This window comes from Microbacterium sp. NPDC064978 (assembly GCF_044543605.1).
Taxonomy (GTDB): Bacteria; Actinomycetota; Actinomycetes; order Actinomycetales; family Microbacteriaceae; genus Microbacterium; species Microbacterium meiriae.
In genome coordinates this window covers 270,258-286,607 of the sequence record NZ_JBITWF010000001.1, presented here as the reverse complement: position 1 = coordinate 286,607, position 16,350 = coordinate 270,258, and the positions used below count along the sequence as shown (strand labels likewise).

Sequence of the window (16,350 nt, the reverse complement as noted above, 5' to 3'; positions counted from 1 at the left end):
CATGACGACCTACGACCAGCTGCTGGAGTCAGCGCGCGAACACTACAACGTGGCCGCCATGCCTCTGGTGGACGACGTAGCCTCCTTCCTCGTCTCACTAGGCGCTACGCCACTAGATCTTGATCGGTACGGCGAGGATCTGATCGATGAGTTCGTGGATCCCGAACTCGCGATCGTCGCCTTCACGCTGCGCGCACCGCAGCTGCTGCGTCAGCGTGCGAGCCCCGAAGAACTCGAGAACTTCGCCTCGGACCCATCCTCAGAGTTCGACCCGCTCGAGTACGGAGAAGCCAACGAAGAGTGGACCGTGTACTCCCACGAGATCGAGGAGTTGTCACGCATCCACGTCGTACTGGAGCGCGCTGACCACACGGCTGAACGCGTCGGTAACTTTCGAGTCTATGGAGGCGCGCAGTGGCTGCGCGAAATGCTCTGGGCCGCTACAGGCGTGGTGCCCCGAGATCCCGGCTCTCCCACGAGTGGCTCCACGCTCTTCGGACGCGCGTTCCAGTTCGCGGATCGAGCGCCGTTCACTGCGGCGCCTCTCGTATGACATACGGTGGCGTCGGCCGCGCAGCCCGTGCTGCGTGGGTTATCGCTCGCGCGTTCTCAGACAACCGCGTACTGGCCTTCGTGACATTCGCCGCGCACGCCTGGGCCTTGGCGGTGGCAGGAACGAAGCACGTGGTTCTTTCAGACAACGGTACCGGGGCCGCGGTCGTGGCTCCCTACAAGCCCGGACGAAGCGTCGCCCGGATGGTCGCAGTACTCCTCCTGCTCGTCACGCCGGCCACCCTAGCATCTGTGGTCGTGATCGTCGCACCCACGCTCACGTCTGCGTATCTCGCGCTTCTCGTCTCAGCCCTAACCGTTCTGACGCTGCTATGGATATTGCTGGGAACAGCGGTAGCTGTTGGGCGCGCGGGCTTCCCCGCGGCTCCAGTTGGCCCTGAAACCCCGCCAGGCCCGCGGGTCGTTGTCTCGGCCTTGGCCCAGCTACCCGGCACACACTCTGACCTGATGCCAAGCCTTCGCTGCCGGCTCCGCAATCTGCCCAGCGGTACAGTGGTGGTCACCGCCGCCGGCTCACCCGAGCTTGCCGAGCGCTATGAGCGGCTAGGCCTCATTCGCGGTCATCAGCAGCGTCTTCACGTGGTTATGGGAGGATCGAAAACCTGCGAGCTTGCCACCCGGCCGAATGAGGGCATCGGCATGCGCGGTCAGCTTCCGAGAAGCGTCTGGTCTGACCTCTCGACCACAGAAGCGGATTCGAGCTGAGCGGCTGAGCCCAAGCTCGGCGGCAAGGACATCACCGAGGTGCTCGACCTTTCCGGTGTCCGAGGCCCGCGTGTCCTGGGAACGCCGTCCGAGCCCGTCGCTGACGGGTCGACGTTGACGGGTGAGCATCTCGCGGCGTACGTCAACGCATGATCGAGGGCCGCGGTGGCGGCTTTCCCACCCTGTCTCGTCCTGCCAGATCCCGGATATGGATTATCCGATAATGCACATTATGTCAGATTGAGGACGACATATTCTCGCAATACGCGAACTGGCCGGTCTCATCACACTCCCCGCGAGTCCGGAGCCAGCACGGGATCGACCAGGTCGACGACCACAGGGTGAGGTTGCAGTCGTCATGCTACGCGGACTCCATGAGAAGGCAAGGTTTACTCATAAACGAGTGATCAGATGGTTCTGAGTTGCGTTACATCGCGGATTATGCGAACTCGCTGCAGCCGGCTACACCGTCGCCCTCGTCGCCCGCCGCCTGAACCGCATCACCGCCCTCGCGGAGGAACTCAGCTGCGGCGCGATCGCGATCGAAGCCGACGTCACCGACCGCGACTCCATCGTCGCGGCTGCCGCCCGCGTCCAGGATGAGCTCGGAGGGGCTGGTGTCCTGGTCAACAACGCCGGCATCATGCTGCTGGGTCCGAGTCTTCGATCTCGGCTTCGAGCTCAGATTCCTCGATCTCGGTGGACAAGAAGCCGCGAACCAGGTCGCCGTACTCTCGGATACGCGGGTCAGTCCTCAAGGGAGCGGTCAGCGGCCATGTCGCCAGCGCGGCACCAGACAACTTGTCACGTTCTACGAGACCTGGAAGCTGAGCGAACGCGGCATCTAGGTCTCCGAGGATGCATGCTTTCGCAAAAACATAGAGCTCGTCGACACCAGTGACGTCCCACTCCTCCACGTCTCGGCGAATTGCGTCCAGACCGAATAGGCCTTTCTGAGCGAGCCAAGTGTTGACGAGGGTGATTAGGCGCTTCTCGTTCGACAGAGGCAATTCTCCACACCGTTCGAAGAGCGGCAACGCGAAGGCCCACCGCCCTGTGCTGAGTGCTCCGAACGCGACCCTCTGAAGCTGTGTGAATATGTCATCCGCGTTCTTGGTGAACTTGTGCCAGACCGACGCTTGCAGAAGTGTCCCCATGACTTCCAGAGCATCGATGGCGTGTGATACATAGTCGCGATCCGGCCGCAAGTCCGACTTGATTTCAGAGGAGCCCGTGACCTTGACGTATCGGTGCGACGCTTGGCCTTCGCTGTGCACAAGGCAGTGGCGTCGCTCAAAGATCTCCAACAACTGCTCCCATGTGGTGCCTTGATCGGCCAGATCTATGCTCATCCGGTCTTTGAAGAATTTTCGCCAGTCGGAGAGGGTGCCGAAGCTGAGCTTGTTAACTCGTGAGTCGATAGCGGCTTCGATCGCCTGATCGATCGAACCCAGCGTCTGAAGGTCCTTCAAAGAAAACTCTTTGAGCGCCTCTTTAGGGACGTCATGCAGCGCTGCTGGCGCCGCGCGGTAGTAGTTCTCGGCTAGCTGCCCGAGATGAGCTTCCAGGCTGGCAACGGCGCTGATCAGCAGCGCGCCATGGAAGATCGGTTCTCGTCGAGGCCGGTAGAACTTAGCCATCGTTGCGGTGGCAAAGGCGGGCCCCCAGGCATCATCAGAGGTGACGTCCCAAAGTGCGTCGAGCAACTTGCGAGCGGTGAACGCATCCTTGGGTATCGAGCGGATACGGGCTACAACGCGTTGCTTGTCTTCACTGCTGATCTCGACGCCAGCCGGCAGATTGTCCCAGATTGAGCCAAAGTGGTCGAGATTGGCAGCAGCTTTCGAAAGCTCGGTGTGAGTCTCCCGCAGTGCGTCGAATCTGTCAGTGAACTCAGTTCCCGTGACCCAGAAGCGCTGATCGAGTGACGGCACCCGCTCTTCCCGTGTAGCTGCATCTACGGTGTCGGGGTTGACGTCAGCACCGGGCTCATCAGTCTTCATAGACCGAAATCTAGCGGAACTCGCAGGTGCCGGTCGCGGACGGCTGGCGATCTCGATAGTCGGAGCCGCGGCAGACGGAGGTGTGGATGCGGGCTCACGACGCCCGATCTAGGAGCGCACCACAACGACGAGCGAAATTCGGCGCGGCGGGATTGCCAACGGACGCGTTCAGCCACCATCGGTGGGAAGCCCTCCTCCAAGTGCCGTCGCTGCGCAATCGGAGTGAGCAGAAGTGTGCACAACGAAGAACAAGCATCGTACAGAACCAGGAGGCCGCAACACCTGGCAAGGTAGGGGGCAAGGGCCGGATGCGGTGATCGTCTCGCATTCGACTGCCTGCGGCCGGGTATCCGCGCTACATCACGCATCGAGAGGAAACTATGTCGAAGAGTCTGCGACCCGCACGCCTCGTGAAGATCGTCTACTTCGACGAAGAGTCAGCATCTGACCTGCTTGACATCACAGCAGGCGGCCGGGAGGTCTCCTCAACCGAGCACATCCAGGAACGTGCAAAGGAAGCACACGCAAATGCGGATGCGGCGCTATCGGCGAGGCTGAAATGGCTCTCGTTCTTCGGTGCATCTGCCGAGGTCGCGGCTGGCGTGAAGGGGTCGGCAGTCGGGCGAAACATCTTGAACAAGACAATCTCGAACACCATTCTTACCGACTACCTCGACAAGAGTGTCGACATCGAGGGTGTCGCGCGTCTCGAGGGACTGCGCGTAACGGCGAGCAACAAGTCAGCGGCGTACATGAAGATGTACGCCCCCTACATGTCCATGCTCAAGCTAGAGGACGCACCGATTAGCCTCAACGGACTAAGCGAGATGCTGGCGACGGCCAAGGGCTACTATGAGCTGCTCGCTCGAGACAACCATGGGACGGCGCGAATCCTCCGCTTCAACATCAACGCGTTCCGCAACAGTTATGGACTCGTCGATCTGGCCCGAATGAATCTTGTCTTCGACGCAGTGCGGGTCGGCAGCGCCAGCGAGGGAAGTCTCACGATGGAAGCCGAGATGGCGCCTAGCGATGCCTCAACGCTGCCATCCGTTGAACGACTCGTGGGTAGAGCCGAGATCAACGACACGGCCGAGCTGGACGTCTACGACGTCATCCTCGCGGGGGTCATGCATGGGAGCTGACGTGGCGGTGACGGCCTATTACGGACCGAGCGAGTGGTTTGGCGAACGGGTCAAGCCAACACGCAAAGAGAGCTTGCGGGAGGCAGTTAACGCTCATGACGACGAGAGGAATCAAACTGTTCACATCCACCACGTACCTGGTCAGGAGCCTCCGCGGGTCAAGCCGAAGAAGAGGAAGCGACCCCAACGGCTCGTAGCGGACTCAGGTGACTACGCCAGTCTCAACGAGCATGTCATAACAAATTTCTCGTGGCTGGCTAGAGCACTGAACCCGAAAGAGTTACATCTCCACAACCCGCCTGAACAAGTCAAAGCGCAACTCGAGAAAACATTCCCGAACTCCTTCCGCGTCGAGCGGTACTCCTACCCCATGGTGACATTGGAGACCCTGCGCGCTTTCCGGGACCACTTCGGAGAACACCTGGTCGGTCAAGCGCAGGTCCGGGACGCAATGCTCCGCGCGATGTACCCTCTGACTAGAGCGAGGCGCAACAGGCCGGTTGTCGTGATGTTCTACGGCCCGTCCGGTGTCGGCAAGACAGAGACGGCAAAGTTTATCAACGACCTGCTGCAAGGTTCTCTGATGCGGACTCAGTTCTCAATGTTCCAGAACGACTCATTCGCCTCCTACCTGTTTGGCGGTAAGCACTCCGAACGCTCATTTGCCCACGAACTCATCGATCGAGATTCTGGTGTCATCCTTATCGACGAGTTCGACAAAGCGGCAAGCGTGTTCCACAGCGCCTTCTACGAGTTGTTCGATGAAGGTGTCTTTTCGGATAAAAACTATCGAGCTGACGTCGGACGGGCTCTCATCATCTGCACGTCGAACTATGATTCAGAGGCGGAAATCCGCCGGGCCCTTGGGGAGGCGCTGTCTTCGCGTTTCGATGCAATGATTCAGTTCACGCACCTGTCCAGAGATGAGGCGATCACGGTGGTGGAGCGCCAGATCACCCGGCGGCTGGGCGAGTTGGAGCCTGACGAACTGGCCCTTGTCGCCGGCGTCGATTTCGAGAGCATGCTCCGCTCTCTTGCTGAGCATGCGGGGAACATTCGAGAAGTCGGCAAGAGAGTCGACGCGGTTATCGCTGACGAACTGGTGCACCGTTCCCTCGCTGACACACAACGCGGGTGAAGTCGTCGTCCACATTGTTCAGGCGACGAGATGCCGAACCGCAGAGCTGGAGCATGTTGCCGACTCGTCGTCGGCAGAGCTCAACTCGCTCGCGTGGCGCCCGCCCAAGAACGCGCCGGAACTCATTTCCGCAGGGCCCGGGCTGGTGGCGGCGTCGCGACTCGTCGAACGCTGTTTGACGGCCCCATTGCCTCGGTCCCTGCTGGCAAGTTCGAGCTGCGCGGGCGCTCGTGCCCCGCTGGTGCGATCTACCGACTACCGCGGCTGGAGCCTGATTTGCTGCACCCGAACGCTACGCACCACGGCGTGCGCCGACACAGCCTCCGGGGTGATGGTGAGTGTCGCGCGTTGGCTACCGCCAAGCTTGGCTGACATGGCGAGGTCCCGACGTTCGTCTGGCGTGGGAGGCGAGGACACCACGTCAGCACCCGGAGGAACAAAAAGAACGACATTCTTGCCGCCTTTGCTGGCACGGGATGGAAATGCAATTCCGTCAATCCGTCGGTCAGGAACCCAGCGTAGGTACTCGGTGACGACCTGTGTCGGTATATAGTCCACTCGCTCTCTCCCGTCAAGAGCTATCGGCCGGGTCAAGGCTTTCACGAAATCATCGGCGAACTCTGCGAAGGCTCGACGCTCCTGTCGCATAATGTCGAACACGCTAGGTAGCCGCGGGGTGCGGGTGAAATCGAGGATAGTCAGCGGACGCTGAACGACGAACTCTCCGATGACTGCCACGTCATACGGCGAATGCAGCGCAATCTCCGCCACCGCAGTATGAAGGTCGTCTGCGCCGTAGAACAGTGGTACTCCTTCGCCGCTCATTCGGCCAGCAGCGGCGCGGTCGGGCGGCGCGGATCCCAATACTTTGCTGGGGGCCGCGACGGCCTCGGCCACCAGCTTGTCTAGATCGGCCGTCATCCTACCCCGATATAGTTTCGAACCGACCTCCAACACGTGCAGCATTCGCGTGCTCTTGTCTGCGTAGGCCAGCAACCCATCCAAGAACCTAGAGAGACGAGCGGGCGGCTCGTGCTCGCCACCATCCCGGGCGTTGGCAACGAAGACGAATCGCGCTTCGTGACGAACGGTTTCTGTGAACTGCTCCCACGAGTACGCGAACTGCGTCTGGGCGTCTTTCTCGAACCAGGACTCTGGCCAGACGATTGCTCTGCTAATCGCCGCCAGAGCCCGCTCGCTTACCGAGTGTTCGAACGCACCGTCAGCGATATCGGCGACAACCTCCGAGGTCTCCAGCTCAGTTTCGTACGCCTCGCCTTCAAAAAATGTAGCCCCGTCGAAACTCTGGAAGTGATTTAGGGCGGCCCGATACACCTGCTGAACGACAGCATCGATCGGCACGGCGAATGGCGCATCTCTGGCGGATCCAACGAGGCCACAGAATGAGCACTCGGTTCTGGTGGCCGAGTCTTGAACCCGCCGACGTAGCGCAGAGTCCGTGATGTGACCTATGCATAGTGACTCCAGTGACGGCCGCAGAGAGTTGCTGTCCAACATGGTGCTGATGCTAGCGAGTTTCAACGCTGCGAGCCGCAGCTCCATTCTCCAACCTAGGGTCAGCCGGCGCTCTGCGGTCCATATCTGAGCGAGGAAGCGCGTCGCTCCGCTCGGCAGTTTACTCGGTTCTCGAGTACCCGATGAGCGGGGAACTGGGGACGCGAGTGCAAGGCTATGGCGGTGTGTCCGGGCAGGAGGGAAGGTCATGGCGACTCGAGTGGCAGCGCTCGGCTTCGCAAACGCTGACGTCAGACAACGATTACGCCGGTCTCGAATAAGCCGTGTAACCAGTAGAGGAAAGTGACCCTCTCCTGAGCCGCCGGCCGCGGTGACACGGGTGGATGCTGCATGATGGGCCTGTGCCCACCCGTCCATCCCCTCGGAATCGCGGCCGCGTCGGTGCGCTCGCGTTCTTGGCCGCCTTCGTGCTCTCGTTGGCGGCGTGCGGGACTTCGGACTACAGCCTGACGGAGGCCGATGCGTACGGGACATGGCGGGCGGGAAGCGACCTGCCGACGACGCTCGAGCTCGCTGAGGACGGTACCTTCCAGGCGACTGCGTGGCCACGAGATGTGGGGTGCGGTGGGAGTCCGCCACGCACCGCGGCGGAGCTGCGCGGGGCAGATGCCGTTGACTTCTCGGGGCCTGGGAAGAGGGCTCAGGCGGCGCTCTGAATGAGATCACGCTGGCCACGGATCCGGATTCACCGTGCGGGACGACCTGGATCTACGCCGGTTTCCGAAGCGAAGACAGCGTCCTCTATACCTGCATGCTCCTGGATGTGCACGTCGACGAGGCGACGGCGGCAAACTGGTTCATCCTCTACAAGGGTGAGCCGGAGTCGACGCCGGACTCGAGTCGGTGCTTCAACCACAACTAGCCCGCTCCCCTGCCGTCACCGTGGCTCCCTCCTGATCTCCTGCGCCCGCGCCACGATGTCATCCACTCGCGATTGGAGGAACGGACCGGGACACTCCGTTCCCGACCATGTCTCCTGGTGGGTGATGACGTGCTCTCGGTCGATCCGGAAGCGCACCGGAACGCCGTCCAGGGTCCGGCCGTCGAAGCCTGCGAGCCACGCGATCATCTGCGCGATCTCCTCCACCTGCGCGGTGGTCACCGTGTACTCCGGGGCTCCGGTGAAATCCAGCGTCTCCACCGCCACGGACCGCCAGTTCCAGTCCGCGCCGGTGGACGACGGCTTCGCTCCCGGGCGGATGGTCTCGATGACCGATCCGTCGTGTCGCAAATAGAAGGTGGGAGCCGATGATCTCCGGTTGCAGCGGGAGAAGAACTCCAACTGGTCGGAAGTCGTGCCGGTGTGGTGGATGACGAAGCGGTCGATGACAGGCCTCACGGTTCGGCGATCACTCCCCGCGATGCTGCGGTCGGCGCGCACCGTGGGATCGGCACAGTCCTCGAAACCGAGCGGCACCTCGAGACCCGTGACCGCGCGGTCGTAGACCGGCTCATACTCGGGCAACCCTCGGGGGTTGTCCGGGCGGCGTCCGGTGTCGTCTGCCTCTCCCCCGGAGTCCGCGGAGAGCCAGATGCCGACGCCGGTCACCGCGACGCCGGTTCCGGCAGCGATGAGGAATCCCCGCCGCGTGTGCGTCGGGACGTGCTCATCGGCGTCCCGTGCTCCCGGGTCCTCCGGATGCTGACCCTCCCCGCGTGTGCTCACGCGGCCTGGTCGTCGTTTCGGGGTGCTCGGGACTCTCGCGGCCGGCGTCGCCCTGGCCAGACGAAATGCGCGACCGAGAAGGCGAGGACCGTCCACGAGATGACGAACGCCCACCATGGGGACGCCGCTCCCCCGCTTCCGCCCGCCAGCACGACCGACACGATGCAGGCGCCGAGTCCGACGACGACCCCGAGGACGGTGATCTCGCCATGGGCGAGCCACCGCGCGCGCAGCGCCGAGACGAGGCGAAGGGGCAGGCCGACCACCAGGGCGGTGATCATCGACACGACGGACAGCACGACGGCCATGATGCTCGCCCCGATGAAGGACGTCACCCCGTCGTACTCTTCCGCAGCACCGAGTGCGAGGAAGAAAGCCACGATGAACAGGAAAAAGCCACCGATGAAAAACTGGCCGAGGATGAGCGAGGCGGTCGATTCATCCGCTCCTCGAAAGCCTCCGCGTTTCCGCAGGTCTGCAGGGACACGGTGAGGGGAGGTCATATCGCGATCCTATGAGGTGCGGCTTCCCGACGGGGTGCTCACTGCGGGCTGCTCGAAGATCCAACGACGACTAGGGTGATCGCGTGAGCGATGGGGCCGTGAACGCAACTGTTGATAGTCGAGCGCGTCGGCTCACATGGGTCACCGGCGGAATCCTGCTCCTCCTCTCGGTCGTCATCTGGTTCACAGCCCGCGGGGAGCTCGCCGGCTTTGCGATCGCGAAGGATGCCGTGTTCGCATCGGCGGCCGTTCTGTTCGTGATCGGTGTCGGTCGTGCGGGTAGCGTCACTGCTCGGCGGCCCGTGAGCACCGTCGCGACCCTCGCGCTGGCTGTCACGCCGTTCGCCCAGTCCCTCTGGTTCGGCCTCGTCCCGGAGTCGCCAGGCGACCCCAACGCGCGCGAAGACGCCTGGGTGCTTACTGCCGCGCTGTACTACGGGAGTTTGGCCGCGTTCGCGATCATCGCCGCTGTCGGAATCGGGCGCGCGGGGGTCCTCCCCTCGCCCTGGCGCTGGGCCCCGCTGTGGGTCGTCTTCTGGACGCCCCTCGCGTTCGTCGTCGGGATCACCGTTTCCTCGTCGGCGCCCTTCGGCACAGCGACATCGAGGATCGCCGGTCATCTCGTCCTGGACGGGCCCGCAATCGGCACCGTCTTCCTCGGCATCGTCGCCCTCGTCCTGGGCATCCGCGAGCAACGTCTGCGCGTCGCGCCGATCACCATCACCTGAATGACGGCATCCGCGTCATACGGAAAGGGTACCTGGAGCGTCCGGCCGGACCAGAGCATAGACGAACATGTCGCGACGGCTTCCGGCGATGGTCTGCCAGGAGCGGAGCAGCCCTTCGCGGACGAAGCCCGCGTGCTCGATAGTCCGACACGACGCTTCGTTCCCCGGCTCGACGTGAGCCTGCAGCCTCTGTAGATCCTCGATCGTCCACGCCCACTCCGACAGGACGCGAAGAGCCATGGATGCAGTTCCGCGCCCCCGACGACCGGGCCGTATCCAGTACCCGACCGTTCCCCGCCCCTGCTCGATGTCACGGAGCCACAGACCGATCTGGCCCACGCACTCCCCCTGGCGCTCGATCGCGTAGGAATACCCCTCGGCCGACAGCAGACGCTGGTGCTGACGTGTGACCCATGCGGCGGCCTCCGCCCTGCCCGGGGCGACGGGCACGCTCGTGACCGACGTGATCGAAGGGTCCGTGGAGGCCTCGATCACCGCATCGAGATCGTCTGGTTCGAACGGGCGCAGGGTGATCTCGCCGCTGACGATGCGGGGAACGGCAGTGCGCGTCCTGACGGTCAGGATGTTTCGACCGTGGGCGGAGGACGGGCGTTCCCGTCCGGACTCGACGAAGCCGAGCTTCTCGAGCACCCGCCGGGACGGGAGGTTCCATTCCCAGACGCCGGCCCAGACGCGGTCGAAGCCCGCCCCGTCTGCCCATGTCAGGACGGCTTGAGCAGCTTCGGTGGCGTACCCCCGGTTGTGCTCGGCGCGCAGCAGCTCGAACGCGAGCTCTGGTTCGGTGCCCACCCCCTCGCCGCCGTAGACGAGGCCGCAGTACCCGATCGGATCCCCGGTGTCGATGCGTTCCACGGTGAGCAGCGACGACTCCTCGGCATCGCGGATATGCGCTCGGATGTCGTCCACGTCGGGGCGACCGTCCGAGTCGAGCCGCCGGTGCGGGGGGACTCGTTCGTCGCGTTCGGTCCACAGGTGGCGAAACACGGGCGCGTCCTCGATCGCCTGCCTGCGCAGGCGGAGGCGCGAGGTGTCCATCTCCGGGATGCGGGGCACGAGACTCATCCTCGCAGTCTGGCACTCCTCCGCCCCCGCGCTGTGATCTGCAGCGCCTAGTGGGAGGACCAGACGCCGAGCTCGTTGCCGCTCGGGTCGGCGAAGTGGAGGCGCCGGCCACCGGGGAACGCATACGGCTCCTGTAGGATCCGGCCGCCAGCGACTCGCGCACACTGTCGGCGAGCCACTCACCGTACATTTCCATGCCACAGGCCGTGGCCGAGGAGATCGTCCGGTTCGCCGCACCCGCGTGAGGGCGACGATTCCGCGAAAAGTTCGCTCCAACCGCTGTGCGTGCCCGCGCTCCACGCAGGAGTAGCGTGGAAGGGTGCCTCAGGTCTCCCACTCCCCCGTCTCCACGCCGGGGTGGCGGGCCTGGGCGATCTGGTCCGTCGGCGTCGCGGCCTACGTGCTCGCCATCACGAACCGCACATCGCTGGGTGCCGTCGGTGTCGAGGCCGCCGACCGCTTCCAGGCGGACGCCTCGACGCTCGCACTGTTCGCCGTCGTGCAGCTCGCGGTGTACGGCGGGATGCAGATTCCGGTCGGCGTCCTCCTCGATCGCTACGGATCCCGTCCGATCATCACGGCGGGGATGCTGCTCATGGCGGCCGGACAGCTCACCATGGCCCTCTCCCCCAGCATCGGCATCGCGATCGTCGCGCGTGTCCTCCTCGGAGCCGGCGACGCCGCCGTGTTCCCCGCCGTGCTGCGACTGGTGGCCACATGGTTCCCCGCGCAGCGCGGCCCCGTCATGGTCCAGTTCACCGGGATCATCGGGCAGGCGGGGCAGCTGATCGCGCTGGTGCCGGTCGCCGCCCTGCTGCACGCCACCACCTGGTCGATCACGTTCGGCAGCATCGCCGGGCTCGGTCTGCTCTTCACGATCCTCGTGTGGCTCATCGTGCGCAACAACCCCGCCGAGAGCGGTCCGGACGTGTCGGTGAACACGGACACCGGAGTCGTGCGTGTCGTGACGTCGGCGATCGACACGGGCGTCGGCATCCGGGCGGCCTGGGCACATCCCGGCACACGGCTCGCGTTCTGGTCGCACTTCACCACACCGTTCGCCGGCACGGTGTTCGTGCTGCTGTGGGGCATGCCGTTCCTCACGGCCGGCGAGGGCCTGACCACCTCCCACGCGGCGGGGATCATATCGATCTACGTGGTCGCGGGCATGATCCTCGGCCCGATCATCGGCGATCTCTCCCGCCGCCTGCCGAACCACCGCTCGCTCGCCCTCGTCCTCCCCGCGGTCGGCGTGCAGATGGCGGCCTGGATCGCGGTCATCGCCCTCCCCGGCCCCGCCCCGGACTGGCTGCTCTGGGTCCTGGCGGTCGCTCTGGCGACCGGCGGCCCCGCGTCGATGATCGCCTTCGACCACGCCCGCACGCACAACCCCGTGCATCGCCTCAGCACGGCCACCGGCGTGACGAACGCGGGCGGCTTCATCGCTGCCCTGATCGCCGTGTTCGTGATCGGTCTCCTCCTCGACGCCCAGGGCGCCGGCACCCCGGACACCTACACGCTCGACGCGTTCCGTGTCGCGTTCCTCACCCTGATCCCGCTCTGGGTCCTCGGAGTCGTGTTCATCCTGATCGAACGCAAGCGGACGCGGATCCGCATGGGGCTGGATCCCGACCGGCGTCGCTGAGCGCCCCTAGGATGAGGCATGGCCTCCGCTCCCCCGTCGACCGCCGCCCTCCCGAGCGCCCGAGACGGTCGCACGAGGCCGCCGTCGACGGCGGGGCTGCTCGCCGGGCTGCTCCTCGGCGCACTGTGGATCGTCTCCGGCGCCATCGCCCGACTGACCGGTTCCGACATCGTGCTGACGCGAGTGCTGAGCTTCGTCGGTATCGGCCCGCTGCAGAGTCACGCCTGGCTGCTCCCCGGCGCGTGGGGCGTCCCGGTGCTGGCCATGACGGCGGCCGTCCTGTGCAGCGTCGTCTGGGTCGTGGCACGCGGCGCGCAGGGCGTCGGCCGGGCTCCCGCGTTCCTCGTGCTCTGGTTCGGCGCCGTCCTCGCCGGTACGGCCGTCGGGCTGTGCGACGACGTCACCCGGGTGCTGTCCTTCCTCCCTCTCTCCGGCGTGCACGGTCTGACCGCGGCGGTCGTGGAGTCCGCTCCAGACACCGCCTACTGGGGACTCGCCTGGGGCTGGATCCCCGCCTGGGCGCTTTCGCGGAGAGCCTGCGGAGAACCCGCGCGGCGGTGGTCCCCGCGCCTCCTCGGTCTCGCTCTCGCGAGCGTGGTCGCACTCATCATCATCGGGAGCCTGGCCGATGCCGCGTGGCAGCGCCAGATCGTCGAGGAGAACGCCGCGCTGCAGGGCACCACTGACGAGTCCGGAGCCTTCGTCGATCCGGCGGCCGTGGGCGATCCGGTGCCGGAGCGGGCCCCGGGGGCGTCGACACCGCAGCTCCCCGCGGACGCCTGCACCCCCGACCGGGCCATGCTGCTACTCGGAACCGCCGACGGGGCCACGGGGCACCGTGCCCAGAGCATCCGTCTGATGAACGTCAGCGAGGAGCCGTGCGTGGTCGAGGGGTATCCCGACATCGCGTTCGCGGATCAGAACGGCCATGCGCTCGACGTCGAGGTGCGGCCCGGTTCGTCCTTCCTGGCGACCGACCCCGGCTCCGCGCCCGTCACCGTGCCGCCCCAGGGCGAGGCGACCGCGGTGATCGGATGGGACGCCAATGCCACGGACGGCGCTCTCGTGGCACGTGCGCTACACACCGCCCTGCTCCCTGGGTATGACCGCGGCTCGTGGCCGGTCGAGCTCGACATCGTGTCGGGCTCCGAGGTCGAGATCACCGCGTGGCACCTCGGCGCCGCACCCGCCACGCCGTGACGGCACTCCGCGCCGTCAGCGCAGGAGGTGCTGGACGGTCTCCACGATCAACTCGACGCTGACGCGCTCGGGCACCTCCGCGTCGCCCGCCTCGAACTCGGCGAGTTCCACGCCGCGGACGTCCGCCGACGGGATCGCGGCGAACAGCGCGGCCACCTGGTGCGGCAGCAGACCGTCGCCGACGCGATAGGCCGCAGGGATGTAACCGGGCTCCAAGACGTCCCAGTCGACATGGATCCACACCGGTCGCCCGGCGATGAGCGCCCTGAGCCGCTCCGGGGTGCTCTCCGCGGGGCTGACGACGGTCACTCCTGCACCGGCGAGCAGCTCCCCCTCGGCGGGATCGATGTCGCGACCGCCCACGACGATGACCTGCTTGGGGTCGATGCCCGCCCCGTGGCCGCTGTCCCACAGCCCGCAGGCGGCGGCGAGGACCATGCCGCCGAGGTAGCCGGAGTCGGTGGTGTCTGGCGTGTTGAAGTCGCCGTGCGCGTCGATCCACAGCACCACTGCGTCGGGGTGGTGCTCGGCGACACTCGGCAGCGTTCCGAGGCTCGCCGCACAGGTGTTCGTCACGAGGAGCGGCGTCGCATCCGCGGCGATCGCCTCCTGCACCGCGTCACGCAGGCCCGTGAGCGTCTCCGCAGCTTCGGGCAGCGCGACCGACCAGTCGTCCATCCGAGCCGGCTCCGGGGTACCGACCACGACGGGCTCCCGCTGCAGGAGCGCGGACAGCGCGTCGGCGACGCGGCGTGCCCCGACGAGGGCTCCGTCCGTGCGGTCGGCGACGCGACCCTGGTTGAGGATGAGCGCGAACGGCGTGGTCATCCCTTCAGTCTCCCACCGCGCAGAGTGGGCGACCAAAACCGCCCGGCGCGGGCTACCGTCGGCGCGGGGTCCAGCCCGAGGGCAGACCGCCGTCGACGAAGGCCCGCTCCCGGTCCGCGGCCGCCGACCAGCCCTGCGCCTCATCCTCGGTGTCGAAGGCGCCCCGAGCAACGCGGAAACCGACGTCCTCATGGTGCATGCGCGGCGCTCCCCCGCGGCGAACGGACGCGCGCACGCTCCAGGCGTCGTCGGCGAATCCTCCGCCGCGAAAGACCCGATAGTCGTCGTACCGCGCGGGGTCGAGGAGATCCCAGCACCATTCCCACACGTTGCCGAGCGTGTCGAAGAGCCCGTGCAGGTTCGGGAGCTTTCCGCCCACGTCCTGCGGCGTGCCCACTCCGTCGGCCGCGGTCCAGGCGGCCTCGGCCAGCGGCGCATAGTGTGGCCCGGTGGAGCCTGCTCGGCAGGCGTACTCCCACTCGGCCTCGGTCGGAAGGCGGTAGCCGTCCGCTGTGGTGTCCCAGGCCACGTCCTCACCCTCGAAGTGGTACACGGGATCGAGTCCGTCCCACTCCGAGGCGGCGTTGCAGAAGTGGATGGCCCGCAGCCAGCTCACGTCGGCGACCGGGCGACGAGGATGCCGTGATGGTGTGCCCAGGACTTCGGTGACCTGTTCCTCCGTCACCGGGAAGGCGGCGAGGGAGAACGGCTCGATTTCGACGGTCCGGCGGGTGCGGCGCCGGGCGTCGTGCAGCGTGACAGTCCCGGCGGGGAGACGGACGAGTTCGATGTCGCTCATCCGCGGGGCGTGGCGCCGCTCATGCCGGGGTCCGCTCGACCCAGGTCGGATACTTCGCTGCGCGGCCGTCCCCGGATGAGGTCCTCGTCACGCGCCGTCGCACCCACGGGCCGACGAACTCCCGGTAGTACGCCAGGCCCCCGGGCCCTGCGGTCCAGCGGTCGAGCGGCGCCCACCAGGCTGCCGGCGGCTCGAAGCCGAGCCCGTGCAGCACGCGGGCCGCGACGCGGTGGTGGCCGGCCGCGTTCATGTGCAGCCGGTCCTCCGACCAGTACGCGGGTTTCGACAGCTCCGTGTCCGGCCAGTTGAGGGCACGGATGACGTCGGGCCGGTCCTCGATGCGCCGCAGGACCGCCTCGGAGAGCAGATCGCCGCGGCGTTGCACGAGCGATCCCATCGGAAGCTGCCCGCTGGGGTTGGCACCGGAGAGCAGGATCATCGTCACCCCCTCCTCGTCGCACCGCCGCAGCACCCGGCTGAACGCGTCGGCGATGTGCTCGACGTCCGTCCGCGGCCGCAGCATGTCGTTGCCCCCGCCGTTGAACGACAGGTGCGTGGGGCGCAGGGCCAACGCGGGCTCGAGCTGCTCCTCGACGATCGGCCACGCCAGCTTCCCCCGGATCGCGAGGTTCGCGTACTGGATGGGGTGCCCCGCGGCATCCGCCCATCCCTGCGCGGCGATGTCGGCCCAGCCGCGCTCGCGCCCATCGGGGAGCACATCGCCCACGCCTTCGGTGAAGGAGTCGCCTATCGCGACGAAACGTACATCAGCCACGCGCCCAGCCTATTCCCGGTCCC

14 protein-coding genes and 1 pseudogene are annotated in these 16,350 nt (G+C 65.9%); 7 read left to right on the top strand and 8 right to left on the bottom strand.

The features are described 5' to 3' along the window. The first annotated feature begins 1 nt into the window (after position 1). Together ACIGJI_RS01400 and ACIGJI_RS01395 are read left to right on the top strand one after the other, a co-directional pair. Positions 2-553 carry a hypothetical protein gene (locus ACIGJI_RS01400; RefSeq protein WP_363443981.1) on the top strand — a complete coding sequence of 184 codons (552 nt, stop codon included), beginning with the start codon at positions 2-4 and terminating at the stop codon, positions 551-553. 1,215 nt (positions 554-1,768) lie between these two features. Beyond that, positions 1,769-1,876: pseudogene (locus ACIGJI_RS01395) on the top strand (SDR family NAD(P)-dependent oxidoreductase); the annotation flags it as partial. A gap of 43 nt (positions 1,877-1,919) precedes the next feature. On the opposite strand, the gene ACIGJI_RS01390 reads toward ACIGJI_RS01395, so the two are convergent. Further along, entirely contained in the window at positions 1,920-3,281 is a 1,362-nt protein-coding gene (locus ACIGJI_RS01390) for a hypothetical protein (RefSeq protein ID WP_363443975.1), read from the bottom strand. 380 nt (positions 3,282-3,661) lie between these two features. Here ACIGJI_RS01390 and ACIGJI_RS01385 point away from each other — a divergent pair, with 380 nt between their 5' ends. Beyond that, positions 3,662-4,426, top strand: a complete 765-nt coding sequence (locus ACIGJI_RS01385; RefSeq protein ID WP_187661472.1) for a DUF6414 family protein — start codon at positions 3,662-3,664, stop codon at positions 4,424-4,426. A gap of 1 nt (position 4,427) precedes the next feature. Beyond that, positions 4,428-5,564, top strand: a complete 1,137-nt coding sequence (locus tag ACIGJI_RS01380) for an AAA family ATPase (RefSeq protein WP_366243657.1) — start codon at positions 4,428-4,430, stop codon at positions 5,562-5,564. 255 nt (positions 5,565-5,819) lie between these two features. Here ACIGJI_RS01380 and ACIGJI_RS01375 read toward each other — a convergent pair whose 3' ends face one another. From ACIGJI_RS01375 to ACIGJI_RS01365, 3 genes are all read right to left on the bottom strand, one after another. Beyond that, positions 5,820-7,082 carry an RES domain-containing protein gene (locus ACIGJI_RS01375; protein WP_363443969.1) on the bottom strand — a complete coding sequence of 421 codons (1,263 nt, stop codon included), beginning with the start codon at positions 7,080-7,082 and terminating at the stop codon, positions 5,820-5,822. Between the two features lie 895 nt (positions 7,083-7,977). Continuing rightward, positions 7,978-8,766, bottom strand: coding sequence for an N-acetylmuramoyl-L-alanine amidase (locus ACIGJI_RS01370; protein WP_363443966.1), 789 nt, complete (start codon positions 8,764-8,766; stop codon positions 7,978-7,980). Beyond that, positions 8,763-9,146 (bottom strand): hypothetical protein, encoded by a 384-nt coding sequence (locus ACIGJI_RS01365; protein WP_363443963.1) that lies wholly within the window; start codon positions 9,144-9,146, stop codon positions 8,763-8,765. Before ACIGJI_RS01365 ends, ACIGJI_RS01370 begins: the two co-directional genes overlap by 4 nt. Before the next feature lie 206 nt (positions 9,147-9,352). Here ACIGJI_RS01365 and ACIGJI_RS01360 point away from each other — a divergent pair, with 206 nt between their 5' ends. Continuing rightward, complete coding sequence (locus ACIGJI_RS01360) at positions 9,353-9,997, top strand: hypothetical protein (RefSeq protein WP_363443960.1); 645 nt, start codon at positions 9,353-9,355, stop codon at positions 9,995-9,997. A gap of 15 nt (positions 9,998-10,012) precedes the next feature. Here ACIGJI_RS01360 and ACIGJI_RS01355 read toward each other — a convergent pair whose 3' ends face one another. Continuing rightward, on the bottom strand, positions 10,013-11,080 hold the full coding sequence (locus ACIGJI_RS01355) for a GNAT family N-acetyltransferase (RefSeq protein ID WP_363443957.1): 1,068 nt from the start codon (positions 11,078-11,080) through the stop codon (positions 10,013-10,015). Between the two features lie 319 nt (positions 11,081-11,399). On the opposite strand from ACIGJI_RS01355, the gene ACIGJI_RS01350 reads away from it, so the two are divergent. Together ACIGJI_RS01350 and ACIGJI_RS01345 are read left to right on the top strand one after the other, a co-directional pair. Then, positions 11,400-12,725, top strand: a complete 1,326-nt coding sequence (locus ACIGJI_RS01350) for an MFS transporter (protein WP_315636870.1) — start codon at positions 11,400-11,402, stop codon at positions 12,723-12,725. Between the two features lie 18 nt (positions 12,726-12,743). Then, positions 12,744-13,925, top strand: a complete 1,182-nt coding sequence (locus ACIGJI_RS01345) for a DUF4232 domain-containing protein (RefSeq protein ID WP_363443954.1) — start codon at positions 12,744-12,746, stop codon at positions 13,923-13,925. A gap of 15 nt (positions 13,926-13,940) precedes the next feature. On the opposite strand, the gene ACIGJI_RS01340 is transcribed toward ACIGJI_RS01345, so the two are convergent. From ACIGJI_RS01340 to ACIGJI_RS01330, 3 genes are read right to left on the bottom strand one after another with little or no spacing between them, the layout of a single operon-like run. Further along, complete coding sequence (locus tag ACIGJI_RS01340) at positions 13,941-14,753, bottom strand: arginase family protein (RefSeq protein WP_280565464.1); 813 nt, start codon at positions 14,751-14,753, stop codon at positions 13,941-13,943. Between the two features lie 52 nt (positions 14,754-14,805). Next, positions 14,806-15,552: an SUMF1/EgtB/PvdO family nonheme iron enzyme gene (locus ACIGJI_RS01335; protein ID WP_363443951.1), complete on the bottom strand. Its 747-nt coding sequence runs from the start codon at positions 15,550-15,552 to the stop codon at positions 14,806-14,808. Positions 15,553-15,571: 19 nt separating this feature from the next. After that, positions 15,572-16,327 (bottom strand): SGNH/GDSL hydrolase family protein, encoded by a 756-nt coding sequence (locus tag ACIGJI_RS01330; protein WP_101845740.1) that lies wholly within the window; start codon positions 16,325-16,327, stop codon positions 15,572-15,574. Between the last annotated feature and the right edge of the window lie 23 nt (positions 16,328-16,350).